The sequence below is a fragment of the Tumebacillus lacus genome (genome assembly GCF_026410385.1).
Classification (GTDB): domain Bacteria; phylum Bacillota; class Bacilli; order Tumebacillales; family Tumebacillaceae; genus Tumebacillus; species Tumebacillus lacus.
In genome coordinates, this window is sequence record NZ_JAPMLT010000007.1 from 50,479 (window position 1) to 66,892 (window position 16,414).

At 59.6% G+C, this 16,414-nt stretch carries 16 protein-coding genes; 15 read left to right on the top strand and 1 reads right to left on the bottom strand.

The annotated features are described in order from the left end of the window. Positions 1 to 19 precede the first annotated feature (19 nt). From hrcA to deoC, 9 genes are all read left to right on the top strand, one after another. On the top strand, positions 20 to 1,054 hold the full coding sequence (gene hrcA, locus OS242_RS12640) for a heat-inducible transcriptional repressor HrcA (protein ID WP_267152059.1): 1,035 nt from the start codon (positions 20 to 22) through the stop codon (positions 1,052 to 1,054). 72 nt (positions 1,055 to 1,126) lie between these two features. Further along, the gene (locus OS242_RS12645; RefSeq protein WP_267152060.1) at positions 1,127 to 2,668 is read left to right on the top strand and encodes a TCP-1/cpn60 chaperonin family protein; all 1,542 of its coding nucleotides are present in this window, start codon (positions 1,127 to 1,129) and stop codon (positions 2,666 to 2,668) included. A gap of 17 nt (positions 2,669 to 2,685) precedes the next feature. Further along, the gene (grpE, locus tag OS242_RS12650; protein WP_267152061.1) at positions 2,686 to 3,261 is read left to right on the top strand and encodes a nucleotide exchange factor GrpE; all 576 of its coding nucleotides are present in this window, start codon (positions 2,686 to 2,688) and stop codon (positions 3,259 to 3,261) included. 53 nt (positions 3,262 to 3,314) lie between these two features. Then, positions 3,315 to 5,147: a molecular chaperone DnaK gene (dnaK, locus tag OS242_RS12655; RefSeq protein WP_267152062.1), complete on the top strand. Its 1,833-nt coding sequence runs from the start codon at positions 3,315 to 3,317 to the stop codon at positions 5,145 to 5,147. A gap of 10 nt (positions 5,148 to 5,157) precedes the next feature. After that, positions 5,158 to 6,279 carry a molecular chaperone DnaJ gene (dnaJ, locus tag OS242_RS12660; RefSeq protein ID WP_267152063.1) on the top strand — a complete coding sequence of 374 codons (1,122 nt, stop codon included), beginning with the start codon at positions 5,158 to 5,160 and terminating at the stop codon, positions 6,277 to 6,279. A 138-nt stretch (positions 6,280 to 6,417) separates the two neighbouring features. Next, positions 6,418 to 7,353, top strand: a complete 936-nt coding sequence (prmA, locus tag OS242_RS12665) for a 50S ribosomal protein L11 methyltransferase (RefSeq protein ID WP_267152064.1) — start codon at positions 6,418 to 6,420, stop codon at positions 7,351 to 7,353. An 18-nt stretch (positions 7,354 to 7,371) separates the two neighbouring features. Next, on the top strand, positions 7,372 to 8,121 hold the full coding sequence (locus OS242_RS12670; protein WP_267152065.1) for a 16S rRNA (uracil(1498)-N(3))-methyltransferase: 750 nt from the start codon (positions 7,372 to 7,374) through the stop codon (positions 8,119 to 8,121). Then, positions 8,118 to 9,503: a tRNA (N(6)-L-threonylcarbamoyladenosine(37)-C(2))-methylthiotransferase MtaB gene (gene mtaB, locus OS242_RS12675; protein ID WP_267152066.1), complete on the top strand. Its 1,386-nt coding sequence runs from the start codon at positions 8,118 to 8,120 to the stop codon at positions 9,501 to 9,503. The genes OS242_RS12670 and mtaB overlap by 4 nt, the downstream gene beginning before the upstream one ends. Positions 9,504 to 9,584: 81 nt before the next feature. Next, a complete protein-coding gene (gene deoC, locus OS242_RS12680) occupies positions 9,585 to 10,343 on the top strand; it encodes a deoxyribose-phosphate aldolase (protein ID WP_267152067.1) in 759 nt (252 codons plus the stop codon). A gap of 66 nt (positions 10,344 to 10,409) precedes the next feature. Here deoC and OS242_RS12685 read toward each other — a convergent pair whose 3' ends face one another. After that, entirely contained in the window at positions 10,410 to 11,348 is a 939-nt protein-coding gene (locus OS242_RS12685; protein WP_267152068.1) for a Na/Pi cotransporter family protein, read from the bottom strand. Positions 11,349 to 11,435: 87 nt separating this feature from the next. Between OS242_RS12685 and OS242_RS12690 the strand changes: the two genes are divergently transcribed. The 6 genes from OS242_RS12690 to OS242_RS12715 all read left to right on the top strand — a co-directional run bounded on the left by OS242_RS12690 (position 11,436) and on the right by OS242_RS12715 (position 16,399). After that, entirely contained in the window at positions 11,436 to 12,647 is a 1,212-nt protein-coding gene (locus tag OS242_RS12690; RefSeq protein WP_267152069.1) for a class I SAM-dependent rRNA methyltransferase, read from the top strand. A gap of 176 nt (positions 12,648 to 12,823) precedes the next feature. Continuing rightward, positions 12,824 to 13,000, top strand: coding sequence for a 30S ribosomal protein S21 (gene rpsU, locus OS242_RS12695; protein ID WP_038086206.1), 177 nt, complete (start codon positions 12,824 to 12,826; stop codon positions 12,998 to 13,000). A gap of 15 nt (positions 13,001 to 13,015) precedes the next feature. Then, a complete protein-coding gene (locus OS242_RS12700; protein WP_267152070.1) occupies positions 13,016 to 13,459 on the top strand; it encodes a GatB/YqeY domain-containing protein in 444 nt (147 codons plus the stop codon). A gap of 130 nt (positions 13,460 to 13,589) precedes the next feature. After that, positions 13,590 to 14,951: an NfeD family protein gene (locus OS242_RS12705; protein WP_267152071.1), complete on the top strand. Its 1,362-nt coding sequence runs from the start codon at positions 13,590 to 13,592 to the stop codon at positions 14,949 to 14,951. Between the two features lie 16 nt (positions 14,952 to 14,967). Then, positions 14,968 to 15,969: a flotillin-like protein FloA gene (floA, locus tag OS242_RS12710; RefSeq protein WP_267152072.1), complete on the top strand. Its 1,002-nt coding sequence runs from the start codon at positions 14,968 to 14,970 to the stop codon at positions 15,967 to 15,969. A 10-nt stretch (positions 15,970 to 15,979) separates the two neighbouring features. Continuing rightward, positions 15,980 to 16,399: a hypothetical protein gene (locus OS242_RS12715; RefSeq protein WP_267152073.1), complete on the top strand. Its 420-nt coding sequence runs from the start codon at positions 15,980 to 15,982 to the stop codon at positions 16,397 to 16,399. Positions 16,400 to 16,414: the final 15 nt, after the last annotated feature.

The following is a 16,414-nucleotide window of genomic DNA, read 5'->3' on the forward strand; positions in this document are numbered from 1 at the left end:
TAAGGGAGGCGGGCCGCAGATGTTGACCGATCGACAGAAGATGATCCTTCAGATTTTGGTGGATGACTATATTCGTTCGGCTGAACCGGTCGGGTCCCGCACGATCTCCAAACGTCCGGATATCAAAATCAGTCCGGCGACAATCCGCAATGAGATGGCCGATTTGGAGGAACTGGGATTCCTGGAGCAGCCGCACACGTCAGCGGGACGCATTCCTTCCCAAAAAGGATATCGCTTTTATGTGGACCACCTGATGCAGCCTTCGCAAGTCGAAGGGCTGGAGGTGGACTCGCTGCGATCTTATTTGTTGAAACAGATCGACCAGATGGAACAGGTGGTGCAACAGACGGCGACGATCTTGTCATCGTTGACCAACTACACCTCGATTGTCTTGGGGCCGCAAAAAAATGTCGCCAAGCTGCGGCACATTCAACTGCTGCCTCTGCAAAACCATCTGGCGGTGGCGATAATCGTCACCGACACCGGCCACGTGGAAAACCGCACGGTGACGATCCCCGAGGGGATCTCCGCCGAATCGGTGCAAAACTACGTGGAACTGCTCAATCGCAAGCTGGTCGGCCAGCCGTTGCATCGCCTGAAAGACGCGCTGCGCACGGAGATCGTCGCCGAACTGAGACGCTACTCGGAGCAGTTTGAGCACGCGATGGACCTGTTCGACCAGATGGTCTCGTTCAAGGACGAACAGGCAAAGATCTACCTCGGCGGCACGACGATGATCCTCAATCAGCCGGAGTTTCGCGATGTGGACAAATTGAAACCGCTGCTCGACATGTTCCAGCAGTCGCACGACATCGCGCGGCTGCTCGAAGGCACGCAGGCACCTGGTCTGCAAGTGCGCATCGGGCAGGAGAACACGGTGGAGACGGTCCGCGATTGTTCGCTGATCACCGCCACCTACGCGGTCGACGGCCACCTGATCGGCACGATCGGGGTGCTCGGGCCGACGCGGATGGAGTATGCGCGGGTGATCGGGGTGTTGCAGTCGATCTCGAGCGTGCTCTCGAACGTTTACAACACCGACCTGCATAATTAGGTGGCTCCTGAACATACTTGCTAAAGGTTTCCACACAGGCGTGCTTTGGAAGAGGCAGAAGGAGTTGTCAGCATGAGTCAGAACCAGAAACCGAGCGAAAGCGAAGAGCGGCTGGCCGCTCTTTACTCAAACGCGACGGCTGTCCGGGCCATCGCCTCGGCTGTCGAAGGCACCATCGGGCCGAAAGGGCTTGACACGATGCTGGTCGACGCGCGGGGCAACGTCATCATCACCAACGATGGGGTGACGATCCTCAATAAGATGGAAGTCGTGCACCCGGCCGCCCGCATGTTGATCAACGTGGCGAGCGCGCAGCAAGCGGAGATCGGCGACGGCACGACGACGGCGACCCTGATGGCAGCGGCCCTGCTGGCGGAAGGGGTGGCTCAAGTCGAGCGCGGCGTGCCGGTCACCCGGGTGATCGAAGGCATCCAGACCGGCGTGGCGCATGCGTTGGAACGGCTGGAGCTGCGGTCCCGGTCGCTGGAGTCGCTCGGGGACGATGTTCTGTTCCATGTGGCGATGGTCGCCGGTCGGGAGCATGCCGATATCGCCCGCCTCGTCACAGAGGCGGCCAGGTTGATCGGCTATGACAAGCTGCGCGAAGAGACCTATCGCCTGTCGGAGCATGTGATCGCCCGCGAAGGAGCGGGCAGTGAAGTGTTCCAAGGCGTGATCCTGAACAAACAGCGGATGTCGCCGCAGATGCCGGAGCGCGTGGAAAACGCGCAGATCTTGATCGTCGATGACGCGTTGGAGCCGGAAGAGGTCGAAGGCGAGGCGCTTGGCACCGAAGCCGGGTTTCTGCTCTATCGTCAATATAAAGAAGAGTTTCGCCGCAACTTGGAACGTCTGGTCGTCCTTGGGGTCAACACCGTCTTCACCGACCGGGGCGTCTCGCCGGTGGCGGAGGAGGTGCTCGGCGAGGCGGGCGTGATGATCGTCCAGCGCGTCGCGTCCAAAGACCTGCGCAAAATCGCCGAGCACACGGGCGCGCGCCCGGTCAAGCGCACCGGCCTTGGCAAGTCGCCGGAGGAGATGCAAAGAGTCCTCGGCACGGCGGAGGCGGTCTATGAGGAGGAGCGGGCGGGCAACATCCGCATCCTCGGCGGACGCGGCACGCAGTTCGCGACGATCTTGGTCGGCGCGTCGACGGAGGAAGTGGTCGGTGAGCGACTGCGCATCGCCCGCGATGCTGCCTCGTCTGTGCAGGCGGCCGTCATGGGCGGCGTCGTGCCAGGCGGCGGTGCGGTCGAGCTGTGGATCGCCCGCGACGTGGAAAAGCTGCGCGAGACGGTGCGCGGCATGACCGGATTTGGCGTGGAGGCGGTGGCGCGCGCGCTCCGCAAACCGATGACGCAGATCGTGCAAAACGCCGGATTCAACCCGCTGGAGAAAGTGGAGGCGGCGAGCGTGGCGCAGGTCGAGAGGCAGAGCGACGCGCTGGCGATCGACTGCGACGACGGCGCTGTGATCGACGTGATGGAGCGGGGCATCTACGACCCCGCCCCCGTCAAACTCCACGCGCTCCGGGCGGCCGGCGAAGTGACGGTCGCGATCATGCGCATTCAAACGGTGATTCGCATGCGCGAAGACGCCGATCAGGATGAGTGAGTCAGGAGGCTTCAATCATGGATCAAGACAACAACCAACACGAACACGAACAAGAAGTGCTCGAACCGGAAGCGGCGGAGACCGAGTCTGTGGAGACGAGCGACGAGGCGGGCGCCGATTTTGAAAACAAAACCCGCGAAGAACTGCTGGAAGATGTGAAGCGTCTGGCGCACATGGCGGACGATTACAAGACCCGCTACCTGCGCGCACAGGCTGATTTTGATAATTTCCGCCGCCGCAGCCGTCAGGAGAAAGAAGAGTTTGCTACATATGCGAACGTGAAGATTCTCGAAGAGCTGCTGCCGGTGCTGGATACGTTTGATATGGCGCTGAAGACGCAGGAAGGCTCCGACGTGAAGATGCTGCTGGCCGGGATCGAGATGGTCCACCGTCAGTTGATCACCACGCTCGGCAACTACGGCCTGCAAGAGATCGGCGCGGTCGGTCAGCCGTTCGACCCGAACCTGCACGAAGGCATCATGCAGGTGGAATCGGCCGAGCACCCGGCGAACACCGTCGTCGAGGAACTGCGCAAAGGCTACAAAGTGAAGGACAAAGTGGTTCGTCCTTCGATGGTCAAAGTCTCCCAATAATTTTTCATCTATAAAAATTTCCAGATTAAACATCTCAGGAGGTAGTATTTGTCATGAGTAAAGTTATCGGTATCGACCTTGGCACCACCAACTCTTGCGTCGCAGTCATGGAAGGCGGCGAGCCGGTAGTCATCCCGAACGCGGAAGGCAACCGCACCACCCCGTCTGTGCTCGGTCTGAAAAACGGCGAGCGTCTGGTCGGCGATGTGGCGAAACGCCAAGCGGTCACCAACCCGGACAACACCGTCATGTCGATCAAGCGTTACATGGGCACCGCTCACAAAGAAACGCTGGAAGGCAAAGACTACACCGCGCAAGAGATCTCCGCGATGATCCTGCAAAAGCTCAAAGCGGACGCGGAAGCATACCTCGGCGAATCGGTGACCCAAGCGGTCATCACCGTTCCGGCGTACTTCAACGACTCCCAGCGTCAAGCGACCAAGGACGCGGGCAAGATCGCAGGCCTGGAAGTGCTGCGCATCGTCAACGAGCCGACTGCAGCCGCGCTGGCATACGGCCTCGACAAAGAAGAAGACCAAACGATCCTGATCTATGACCTGGGCGGCGGTACGTTCGACGTCTCGATCCTGGAGCTGGGCGATGGCGTCTTTGAAGTCAAAGCGACCTCCGGCAACAACCGCCTCGGCGGCGACGACTTCGACGAAAAGATCATGGACTTCCTGATCGACACCTTCAAGAAGGAAAACGGCATCGACCTGTCCAAAGACAAGATGGCGATGCAACGCCTGAAGGACGCAGCGGAGAAAGCGAAGAAAGAACTGTCCGGCGTGACCGCGACCACGATCTCGCTGCCGTTCATCTCGATGACCGCAGAAGGCCCGAAACACTTGGAAGTCAACCTGACCCGCGCGAAGTTTGACGAGATGACCGCAGACCTCGTGGAAGCGACGATGGTCCCGACCCGTCAAGCTCTGAAAGACTCCGGTCTGTCCGTTTCCGAAATCGACAAGATCGTCCTCGTCGGCGGCTCCACCCGTATCCCGGCTGTCGTCGAAGCGGTGAAAAAGCTGCTCGGTAAAGACCCGTCCAAAGGCGTCAACCCGGACGAAGTCGTCGCGATCGGCGCTGCGATCCAAGGCGGCGTCCTGACCGGTGAAGTCAAAGACGTGGTCCTGCTCGACGTCACCCCGCTGTCCCTCGGCATCGAGACCCTCGGCGGCGTCATGACCCGCATGATCGAGCGCAACACGACGATCCCGACTTCCAAGACCCAAGTGTACTCCACGGCAGGCGACAACCAGACCTCCGTTGAGATCCACGTCCTGCAAGGCGAGCGGGAGTTTGCCCGCGACAACAAGACCCTCGGCCGCTTCATGCTGTCCGACATCCCGCCGGCTCCGCGCGGCGTGCCGCAGATCGAAGTCACCTTCGACATCGACGCGAACGGCATCGTCAACGTATCGGCCAAAGACCTCGGCACCGGCAAGCAACAAAAGATCACCATCACCTCGAACACCGGCCTGTCCGACGACGAGATCGACCGCATGGTGAAAGAGGCGGAACTGAACGCCGACGCGGACAAGAAGCGCCGTGAAGAGATCGACATCCGCAACAACGCAGACTCCTTGGTCTACCAGACCGAGAAGACGCTCAAAGACCTCGAAGGCAAAGTGGACGCTTCCGAGATCGACAAGGCAAACGCAGCGAAAGACAAAGTGAAGTCCGCACTCGAAGGCGAAGACATCGAAGCGATCAAGTCCGCATCCGATGAGCTGAACGAAGTGGTGCAAGCTCTGTCGATCAAACTGTATGAGCAAGCGGCACAGGCGCAACAAGCGGCAGAGGGCGCGGAAGGCACCTCGAACGCGAAGGGCGAAAACGTCGTCGACGCTGACTACGAAGTGGTCGACGAAGACAAGAAATGAGTGAGAGCTTGTGAGTAAACGGGATTACTATGAAGTGTTGGGCGTCGGCAAGGACGCGTCGCCCGACGAGATCAAAAAGGCATACCGCAAGCTGGCCCGCCAGTATCACCCGGACGTCAACAAAGACGACCCGAGTGCGGCCGACAAATTTAAAGAAGCGGCCGAAGCCTACGAGACGCTGTCTGACGGCGACAAGAAGGCGCATTACGACCGCTTCGGCCACACCGATCCGAACCAGTTCGGCGGCGGCGGTGGCGGTCAGGGCTTCGGTGACTTCGGCGATATCTTCGACATGTTCTTCGGTGGCGGTGGCGGCGGCCGTCAACGGAACGGTCCGCAACGGGGGGCCGATCTCCAGTACCAACTGCAGATCGACTTCAAAGAGGCGGCGTTCGGCGTCGAAAAGGACATCGAGATCCCGCGCTGGGAAGAGTGCGACACCTGCGACGGCTCCGGTGCGAAACCGGGCACCAAGGCGTCGACCTGCTCGACCTGCCACGGCACCGGCCAGCAAGAGCAAGTGATGAACACGCCGTTCGGGAGAATGGCGAACCGCACCACCTGCCGCTCCTGCGGCGGCTCCGGCAAAAAGATCGAGCACAAATGCGGCACCTGCCACGGCGAAGGCAAAGTCCGCCGCCGTCGCAAGATCAACGTCCGCATCCCGGCGGGCGTCGACACAGGCAACCGCATCCGCATCTCCGGCGCGGGTGAAGCGGGCGTCAAAGGCGGCCCGCCCGGCGATCTGTACGTGGTGCTGGTCGCACGCGATCACGATTTCTTCGAGCGCGACGCAGAGGATGTCTACTGCGAAGTGCCGCTGACGTTCGTGCAAGCGGCGCTCGGCGACGAGATCGAAGTGCCGACCATCGACGGCAAGGCGAAACTGCGCATCCCGGAAGGCACGCAGTCCGGCACGGTGTTCCGCCTGCGAGGTCAGGGCATTCCGGTTCTCAACCGCCAAGGGCAACGCGGCGATCAGCATGTGCGCGTCACGCTGGTCACGCCGACCAAGCTCAACGACCGGCAAAAAGAACTGCTCCGCGAGCTCGCGTCCACGATGGGCGAAGAGACGCACGAGCAACAACGCTCGCTGTTTGAACGCTTGAAATCGGCGTTCCTCGGCGACTGACAAACATCCACAGGGGTAGGAGGTCGCCTTTTCCGGGCACTCTATCCCTGTGGATTTTGTTTTGCGAATGTGGTATTTTTTAATCTGTGTGTCAACAGTTTCCTACAGTTATCTACTACCCGAGGGGATGCGATAGAAATGCAATGGGCGGAAGTGGAAGTTCTGACCACGTCCGAAGCGACGGAGGCGGTGTCGGCGATCTTGGAGCGCTACGGCGCCAATGGCGTAATGATCGAGGACAGCGGCGATCTCACCCGCGAGTTTGTCGACCGCTACGGCGAGATCTACGGGCTCAATCCGGCCGACTACCCGGAGTCCGGCGTGCGCGTGAAAGCGTACGTGGCACTGGAAGTGTGGCGTGAAGAGATGGTCGGCCAGATCGAAGCGGAGATCAAAGGTCTCAGCGAGATGGAACTCGATCCGGGCGCGGCGAAAGTGACCGCGCGGATCGCCGATGAAGAAGAGTGGGCCGATGAGTGGAAGAAATATTACCACCCGGTGCAAGTCACCGAGCGCCTGACGATCAAGCCGACTTGGGAGGAGTACGAAACGCGCGAAGGCGAGATCGTGATCGAGCTCGACCCTGGCATGGCGTTCGGCACGGGCACCCATCCGACGACGACGCTGTGCCTGCGCACGCTGGAAGGCGTGATCCAACCGAACGACACCATCGTCGACGTCGGCTGCGGCACCGGAATCCTCTCCATCGCCTGCGCGAAGATGGGGGCGGACAGCGTGCTCGCTCTCGACCTTGATCCGGTGGCGGTGCAGGTCGCACAGGAAAATATCGAACTGAACCGCGTGCAGGACACGGTCACGGTGCGGGCCAACGACCTGCTCAAAGGCGTAGACGAGACGTATGACGTGGTCGTCGCCAACATCCTCGCCGAGATCATCCTGCTGATGGTCGGCGATGCCAAGCGCGTGCTGAAACCGGACGGCACCTTTATCACGTCAGGCATCATCAAGGACAAAGCGGATCTCGTGCGAGCGGAGTTGGACGCGCACGGATTCCGAGTCGTCGATACGATCATCGAAGAAGACTGGGTGGCGCTCGTCGCCAAACTCGCGTAGCCGAAGGGGGAGACCGCCGTGCAACGCTATTTTGTTTCGCAAAACGCCATCGCAGGCGATACGGTCACGATCAGCGGCGACGATGTCAAACACATCGTGCGCGTGATGCGCATGGCAGCGGGCGATGAGGTGATCGTCTGTGATGGCAGCGGACAGGCTTTCCGCGTCGAGTTGACAGATCTTGGTGACACCGTGCAGGGCCGCATCGTCGAGAACGTGGCGAAAGACCCGGAACCGGCAGTAAAAATTACCTTGGCGCAGGGGTTGCCCAAAGGTGATAAGATGGAATTGATTGTGCAAAAGGGAACGGAGGTCGGCATCGCCGATTTTCTCCCGTTGGACATGGTGCGCTGCATCGTGCAGTACGACGCCAAAAAAGAAGCCAAACGCCGCGAACGCTGGCAAAAGATCGCCAAAGAAGCGGCGGAGCAAGCGCACCGCAATCGGATCCCTGATGTGCGCGAAGGCGTGACGTTCAAGCAGTGGCTGAAAACGGTCGCTGCGTATGATCTGGTCGTCGTTCCGTATGAAAGGGAAGAGGCGCTGGGGTTGCAAGAGGTACTGACAAACCATCCGGAGATCAAGAGCGTCTGCATCTTGATCGGGCCGGAGGGCGGCATAGCAGAGGATGAGATCGAACAGGCGTTGGCGGCAGGGGCGCTCCCCGTCACGCTCGGTCCGCGCATTTTGCGCACGGAGACGGCCGGGCTGGTCGCTGCGACCTGCGTGTTCTATCACTATGGAGAGATTGGAGGAGGAGAGAAATGAGCACCGTAGCGTTTCACACTTTAGGATGCAAAGTCAACTCGTACGATACGGAAGCGATCTGGCACCTGTTCCGCGAAAAGGGCTATGCACAGGTCGATTTTGACGATCAGGCGGACGTGTACATCATCAACACCTGCACCGTCACCAACACCGGCGACAAGAAATCCCGCCAGATGATCCGTCGCGCCATCCGCAAAAATCAAGACGCGACCATCGTCGTCACCGGTTGTTACGCGCAGGTCGCACCGGATGAAATCTTGGAGATCCCGGGCGTCGACCTCGTCATCGGGACGCAGGGCCGCGAGCAGATCATCGAGTATGTCGAGCGGGCCCAGCAGGAGAAAAGCCCGTTCAAGATCGTTTCTTCCGTGCGCAAACAGCGCGAGTTTGAAGAGCTGGACGTGTTTGATTTTACCGACCGCACCCGCGCGTCGCTGAAGATACAGGAAGGATGTAACAATTTCTGCACCTTCTGTATTATCCCGTATTCCCGCGGCTTCATTCGCTCCCGTCAGCCGGAGAACGTCATCCGTCAGGCGCGCAAACTGGTCGAAGCCGGCTATTATGAGATCGTTCTGACCGGCATTCACACCGGCGGCTACGGCGATGATCTGGACGACTACACCCTCGCCGACCTGCTCGTCGAACTGGAGGCGAAAGTGCCGGAGTTGCGCCGCATCCGCATCTCGTCCATCGAAGCGAGCGAACTGGACGCCAAGATGATCAAAGTGCTCACTGAGTCGAAGAAAGTGGTGCGCCACCTGCACATCCCGCTCCAGTCCGGCTCGAACCGCGTGTTGCAGCGCATGAACCGCAAGTACACCACCGAGGAGTTTGCAACCTCGTTGGCGGACGTGCGCAAGGCGCTGCCGGACCTTGCGATCACATCGGACGTGATCGTCGGATTCCCGGGTGAGACCGAAGAAGAATTTGTCGAGACGTACGAATTCATTCGCGATCAAAACTTTGCCGATCTGCACGTCTTCCCGTATTCGCCGCGCAATTTCACCCCGGCGGCGAAATACAAAGATCAAGTACCGGAGCGCGAGAAAGAAGCGCGCGTCAACCGCCTGATCCAACTCGCCAACTCCTTGCAGGTCAAGTACTCGGCCAAATTTATCGGCCAGACGCTGGAAGTGATCCCGGAGGAGCGCAACGAGCAAGGTCTTTTGATCGGCTTCACCGACAACTACATCAAGGTGGAGTTTGACGGCGGCGATGAACTGCTCGGCGAAGTCGTGGCCGTTCGCCTCGACGCGGCGGGTCCCGTTTTGTCGCAGGGCACGTTTGTGGAGCGACTGACGTTTACCGAACGCGAGGAAGAACTCCCGAGCGTGACCGGGCCGTTCGGTGAAAATGCGATTGAACTGGAAATGATGTAAGAGAAGCACGCATGGGAGAGGGGCCTTTTCACACAAGAGGCCCCTGCCTGTACATATCGCCGTACATAAGGAGGAATCTCAATGCAGGAGACAATCAGCCAAGCCAGAGCTGCTGTCGAGGCGGCTATCGGCCAGGTGGAGACAGGCATCGGCGCGTACACTCCGATCCCGAAAGAGCAAGTCGCTTCGATCATCGACCACACGATCTTGAAGCCGGAAGCGACGCCGGAGCAGGTGGAGAAGATCTGTGCCGAGGCGAAAGAATACAAATTTGCAGCCGTCTGCGTCAATTCGGGGCACATCGAGCGCGTCGCCAAATCGCTGGCGGGCACGGATGTCAAGCCGTGCGTCGTCGTCGGCTTCCCGCTCGGAGCCAACACGCTGGAGTCGAAAGTGTTCGAAGCGCAGGATGCGGTGGCAAAAGGGGCTCTGGAAGTCGACATGGTCATCGCCATCGGTCTGCTCAAAGGCGGCGACCTGAAGGCGGTCTACGAGGAAATCAAGGCGGTCGTCGAGGCTGTCAAAGGCAAAGCGCTGACCAAAGTGATCATCGAGACTTCGCTGTTGACCGACTTGGAGAAAGCGATCGCCTGCCTGCTGTCGGTGGCGGCCGGAGCCGATTTTGTGAAGACGTCGACCGGTTTCTCCAGCGGCGGCGCGACTTCCCCCGACATCGCGCTGATGCGGGCTGTCGTTGGTCCGCACGTGGGCGTCAAGGCGTCCGGCGGCGTGCGATCGGCAGAAGACGCCTACGCGGTGATGGCGGCCGGTGCCAACCGGATCGGCTGCTCGGCAGGCGTGGCGATCATGCAGGGGCAACAGTCGGAGTCGAACTACTAGTGACAAGCTCGCAGGCCAAAAGCGCGCACGAAAAAACGGGAAGGCGCATCGCCCTTCCCGTTCTTTTCATGCCTGCAGCGGCTTGTCCGGCATCAACCACTCCACGAGCTTGGCAAACTGTCTCGTGAACGGCCAGACGGCCAGTGAGGAGATCAGATTGAACAACAGATGCGACGTGGCAACCTGCACGCCGATACCGTCCGCCGTGTAGCGGCAAAAGTCGGCGAGGAGATTGATAAACGGCAGGAAGACAAGCACCCCGAGCACGTTCAAAATCACGTGTGCCAGCGCGACCCGTTTGGCCTCAAGCGTCGTGCCGACGGCAGCGATCACCGAGGTGATGCAGGTGCCGATGTTGTTGCCGAGGATGATCGCAATCGCGCCGGGCAGATCGACCAGCCCTTGCGAGGCGAGCACGACGGTCAGCATCGTCGTCGCCGTGCTCGACGTGATCAGCGCCGTCAGCACAGTGCCGGCCAGCACGCCGAGCAGAGGATGGCGGGACGAGGTGGCCAGCACCTCGCGGAACCAGTCCATGTGGGCGAGCGGGGCGAGGGCGCGCTCGATCAGTTCCAAGGCGAGAAAGATCGCGCCAAAGCCGAGAATGGCGAGGCCGATGTATTTGTATTTGCCGCGCAGCACCAGCGAGAGCACCGCCCCGGCGATGATCGACGGGAGGATCAGCGCGTCGAGGTCGAAGGACAGCACCTGCGTCGTCACCGTCGTCCCGATATTCGACCCGAGGATCACGCCGAGCGAGTCGGCAAACGTCATCGCACCGGCACTGACCAGCCCGATGGAGATGATCGAGACGCCCGCGCTGGAGTGGATCAGGGCGGTGAGTACCGTCCCGGTCAGCAGCCCGCGCGTGGGCGTTTTTACAAAGCGGCCGATGATCTGGGGCAGGCGGTCGATCGCCATGCGCTCCATGCCGGTGCGCATGATCCACATCCCAAACAGAAAACCGGAGAGGCCCAAGACGAGAAGGAGGGCCGATTGCCACATAGCAGCCACCTCCTGAATGCACACTATAAGACAACCTATGCAAACTCGTCCGACAACTGAACCTCTTTCCGAAGGAGCGTCGTACATATGGCAGATGTCATGTTGATGAAAAAACGCAAGAAACGACTGGAGCAAGGACACCCGTGGGTGTTTAAAGGCGAGATTGAGAAGATTATGGGCGACGTGGCAGCAGGCGATATCGTCAATGTCCGCCAAGCCAACGGCATGTTTTTGGCCAAGGGCTACTACAACCCGCACTCGCAGATCTCCGTGCGCGTGATGAGTTACAACGAGCGCGAAGAGATCGACCAAGAGTTTTTCAACCGCCGCATCCGCGAGGCGTGGGACTACCGGCAGCGGATGGTCGAGGACACCAACGCGATGCGCCTGATCTACGGCGAGGCCGATTTTCTGCCGGGTCTGATCGTCGATAAATTTGGCGACGTGCTGGTGATCCAGGTGTTGTCGCTTGGCATGGATGTGCGAAAAGAGATGGTGTTGCACGCGCTGAAAGAGGTGATCGCACCGAAAGCGATCTACGAGCGCAGCGACGTCGGCGTGCGCGAACTGGAAGGCCTGAAGCAGACGACCGGCTTCCTGTACGGGGAGAGCGACGGTCTGATCGAGATCAAAGAAAACGGGCTGAAGATGGTCGTCGACATCATCGGCGGGCAAAAAACCGGCTACTTCTTTGACCAGCGGGAAAATCGCGCGTCGATCCGCGACCTCGTCAAAACGTCTGTCGAGGGCGAAGAAGGCGCGTCGGTGCTGGAATGCTTCTCGCACACCGGCTCGTTCACCGTGCATGCGGCCGCGTTTGGCGCGAAGGACATCACCTGTCTCGACATCTCCGAGCATGCGATCGACACGGCGATCAAAAACGTCGAGTTGAACGGCTTTGAGGACAAGGCGGACTTTGAATTTGTCGTTGCCGATGCGTTCGACCAACTGCGCGTCTGGGAGAAGGAAGGTCGCAAATGGGACGTGGTCATCCTCGACCCGCCCGCATTTGCCAAATCGAAAGGCGCCGTGCCGGGCGCGGTGCGCGGCTACAAGGACATCAACCTGCGCGGGATGAAACTGGTCAAAGAGCGCGGCTTCCTCGTCACCGCGTCCTGCTCGTACCACATGCACCCGGAGTTGTTCATGGAGACGATCCGCGAGGCGGCCTTGGATGCGAAAAAAATCTTGCGCCTCGTCGAGTTCCGCACGGCCGGTCGCGATCATCCGAAGATCCACGGCATGGATGAAAACAACTACTTGAAATTCGCGATCTTCGAAGTCCGCAACCGCGGCTAGAAGCGAATGAGATTCCGGAAAAATTGATTTTACTTTTTTTCCAACGTGCAGTATACTGTTTAGGTATCTAATGGCACCGTTAGTTGACATTATTTGCTCGATTATTTTATAATGTTCTCTGACGGACTCTCGTCATTTGCCTTTTTATTGTTGCTTGGCGGAGGGAGGGAAATCAGGTGTCTGAAGTCAAGGTTCGCAAGAATGAATCTTTGGATAGCGCACTTCGTAGATTTAAGCGTGCCACTGCGAAAGATGGTATCCTCGCAGAGGTTAAGAAGCGCAAGCATTACGAAAAGCCCAGCGTCGCCCGTAAGAAGAAATCCGAGGCAGCTCGCAAGAAGAAGAAATACTAAGGAGGCAACTTTGCCATGAGTTTAACCGAACGTCTTACCAACGACATGAAACAGGCGATGAAGGACAAAGACAAAGTCCGCTTGTCGGTTATTCGCATGGTTCGCACCGCTATCCAGAACGCGGAGATCGATCAAAAAAAATCGCTCTCTGACGATGAAGTGGTAGTCGTGCTGAATCGCGAACTGAAACAACGTCGTGATTCCCTCCAATCTTTCGAAGCTGCTAATCGTGAGGATTTGATTCAGGATGCAAAGCAGGAGATCGAGATCCTTCTCGACTATCTGCCTGCTCAACTGACGGCGGAGGAACTTCGCTCCCTCGTTCAGGAAGCTATCGCTGAGACTGGCGCCAAAGGGAAATCCGACATGGGCAAGGTCATGTCGGCGTTGATGCCGAAGGTGAAGGGGCGTGCCGATGGCAAGCTCGTTAACCAAATCGTCCAAGAGGCGCTTCAATAAAATTCGTTCTGATTGCAGAGAAAAGCCATGTGTCGCAGCAATGCGGCACATGGCTTTTGTTGTACATGAAACTTTTGTGTCTTTGATGCGTATACCCAGGCAGAACGAGTTTGCGAAAGGAGAGAACGGCATGCGGGAGAACTTCCGCAGTATGTTTGCGGCCTGCCTGGCGGTGCTGCTGCTCGCGTTGTCGATCTGGCTGCCGAGCGGCACGCAAGCGGCGGGAAAGGGTCCGGTCTACGTGATCCCGGTGGTCAACGAGATTGAAACCGGGCTGTCGATCTCGCTGCAGCGTGCGTTTGAGCAGGCGCAGGCAGACGGGGCGCAGGCGATCATCTTGGACATCGACACGCTCGGTGGACGCATCGATGCCGCCTTGGAGATCGGCGAGCGGGTCCGCTCCGCTGAGATGCCGGTGATCGCCTATATCCGCGGCGAAGCGATCTCCGCCGGCGCGTACATCGCGCTCAACGCCAAACACATCGCGATGTCGCCCGGCAGCACCATCGGCGCGGCCGAAGCGCGCACCGCGTCGGGGGAGCCTGTCGACCCGAAAGTGACCGCGCTGTGGCGATCCGAGATGGTCGCCGCCGCTGAAGTGACGGGACGGGACACCAAGATCGCAGCCGGGATGGTCGACCGCAATCTGGAGATCCCCGGTCTGAAGCAAAAAGGCGAGTTGATCTCATTGTCCGCAAAAGAGGCGGTCGATCAAAAGATCGCCGACGGCACGTTTAAAACGTTGGAGGAAGTGATGGCGCACTACGGGTACCAAGGCGCTGTCGTCACTCAGTATGAGCCGAGCGTCTCGGAGATGATCGCCCGTTTTGCCACCAAGCCGGGTGTGATTCCGATCCTTTTGATCATCGGTCTGCTCGGGCTGACCTTTGAGCTGATGATCCCCGGTCACGTGTTCCCGGGCCTGATCGGTGCGGCGTCCTTGGGGCTGTATTTCTTCGGCCATATGGTCGCCGGATTTGCCGGGTGGGAGTCGGTGATCCTGTTCCTCGCCGGGTTGATCCTGATGATCGCCGAGATCTTTGTCACCGGATTTGGCATCATCGGCGGCCTTGGAGTGCTGGCTCTGGGGACCGGGGTGGTGATGGCGGCGTACGACACGACCTACGGGTTGAAAGCGATGCTGTTTGCGATCATCATCGCGGTGATCGGCGGCTTTGTGATCTTCAAGTACTTCGGCCACCTCGGCATCTGGAACAACCTGGTCCTGAATGACCGTCAGGAAAAATCGGCCGGCTACGTGCCGACGCGCAACTACCGCCACATGATGTACCAGATCGGCCGCACCGTCACGCCGCTGCGCCCGTCCGGCACGGCTGTCTTTCACGGACAGCGCTATGACGTGGTCAGCGAAGGGGCGTTCCTGCCAGTCGACACCGAGGTGCAGATCGTGCTGATCGAAGGCACGCGCATTGTGGTGCGGCAAAAGGAAAAAGGGGAAAATACGGTCATCCCCGTGCACACAGAAGAATAGAAGGGGGACTTGATTCATGGATACTGCACTCGTTGGCATGCTGGTGCTGATCGCGCTGGGCGTGATCCTGCTCGCCGTCATCTTTACTTTCGTGCCGATCATGCTGTACATCTCGGCTTGGGCCTCGGGGGTTCGCGTGCCGATCTTCACGCTGATCGGGATGCGCCTGCGCCGCGTCATTCCGGCCCGCATCGTCAATCCGCTGATCAAAGCGCATAAAGCGGGTCTCGGGCTGACCACCAACCAACTGGAAAGCCACTACCTCGCGGGCGGCAACGTCGACCGCGTCGTCAACGCGCTGATCGCAGCCGAGCGCGCCGACATCAACCTCGCTTTTGAACGCGCCGCCGCCATCGACCTCGCAGGCCGCAACGTGCTGGAAGCGGTGCAGATGTCGGTCAACCCGAAAGTGATCGAGACGCCGATCGTCGCCGCCGTGGCGAAAGACGGCATCGAAGTGAAAGTCCGCGCCCGCGTCACCGTCCGTGCCAACATCGAGCGTCTGGTCGGCGGTGCCGGTGAAGAGACGATCCTCGCCCGCGTCGGCGAAGGCATCGTCACCACCATCGGCTCGGCCGAGTCGCACAAGAAAGTGTTGGAAAACCCGGACGCGATCTCGCAGACCGTATTGACCAAAGGTCTCGATGCCGGGACTGCCTTTGAAATTCTCTCCATCGACATCGCCGACGTGGATGTCGGCAAAAACATCGGCGCCCAACTCCAAACCGATCAAGCGGAAGCCGACAAGCGCATTGCCCAAGCGAAAGCGGAAGAACGCCGCGCGATGGCGGTCGCCCGCGAACAGGAGATGCGGGCGTACGTTGAAGAGATGCGTGCAAAAGTCGTCGAGGCGGAGTCGGAAGTGCCGCACGCGATGGCCGAAGCGCTCCGCAACGGCAAACTCGGCGTGATGGACTACATGAACCTGCAAAACCTCGTCGCCGATACCGACATGCGCAAGGGCCTCGCCAACATGAACGACGACAGCGGCGACCCTGGCGATCTCACGAAAAAGTAGGTGATGCCCCGTGGATATCGGGCTTCTGATCTTCGGTATCATCATCGTCGTCAACCTGATCCGCTTCTTTAAAAAAGCGGCGGAGGGGTACAACAGTGCTTCGCCCCGTGTGGAGACAGTCCAGACGCCCTCTGTACACGAAAACCCGCAGGACGAAGGCGGCGAAGGCGTGACGCACGAGTGGCGGGAGGATAACCGTCAACCGACGGTTGAATCGCGCCCTGTCACGGCGTATTCCCCTTCGATGCTCTCGACGGGCCGCCGGCCGCAGACGCCGCCCAAAGCGCCTGTGACCGCACCGCCGCAGCCGCAACAGCACCATCCGCTGCTCGGCAGCAAACAGGACGTGGCGCGTGCGCTCGTGCTGGGAGAGATCCTTGGCGAACCGCGTGCGAAACGGCCGTGGGGGCCGCGTTCTACACGCAAGTAAACAGGCATACACATG

Excerpts from the sequence above, each read along its gene's own strand:
- hrcA (WP_267152059.1), top strand. The coding sequence starts at position 20 with ATGTTGACCGATCGACAGAAGATGATCCTTCAGATTTTGGTGGATGAC.
- OS242_RS12645 (WP_267152060.1), top strand. The coding sequence starts at position 1,127 with ATGAGTCAGAACCAGAAACCGAGCGAAAGCGAAGAGCGGCTGGCCGCT.
- grpE (WP_267152061.1), top strand. The coding sequence starts at position 2,686 with ATGGATCAAGACAACAACCAACACGAACACGAACAAGAAGTGCTCGAA.
- dnaK (WP_267152062.1), top strand. The coding sequence starts at position 3,315 with ATGAGTAAAGTTATCGGTATCGACCTTGGCACCACCAACTCTTGCGTC.
- prmA (WP_267152064.1), top strand. The coding sequence starts at position 6,418 with ATGCAATGGGCGGAAGTGGAAGTTCTGACCACGTCCGAAGCGACGGAG.
- mtaB (WP_267152066.1), top strand. The coding sequence starts at position 8,118 with ATGAGCACCGTAGCGTTTCACACTTTAGGATGCAAAGTCAACTCGTAC.
- deoC (WP_267152067.1), top strand. The coding sequence starts at position 9,585 with ATGCAGGAGACAATCAGCCAAGCCAGAGCTGCTGTCGAGGCGGCTATC.
- OS242_RS12685 (WP_267152068.1), bottom strand. The coding sequence starts at position 11,348 with ATGTGGCAATCGGCCCTCCTTCTCGTCTTGGGCCTCTCCGGTTTTCTG.
- OS242_RS12690 (WP_267152069.1), top strand. The coding sequence starts at position 11,436 with ATGGCAGATGTCATGTTGATGAAAAAACGCAAGAAACGACTGGAGCAA.
- OS242_RS12700 (WP_267152070.1), top strand. The coding sequence starts at position 13,016 with ATGAGTTTAACCGAACGTCTTACCAACGACATGAAACAGGCGATGAAG.
- OS242_RS12705 (WP_267152071.1), top strand. The coding sequence starts at position 13,590 with ATGCGGGAGAACTTCCGCAGTATGTTTGCGGCCTGCCTGGCGGTGCTG.
- floA (WP_267152072.1), top strand. The coding sequence starts at position 14,968 with ATGGATACTGCACTCGTTGGCATGCTGGTGCTGATCGCGCTGGGCGTG.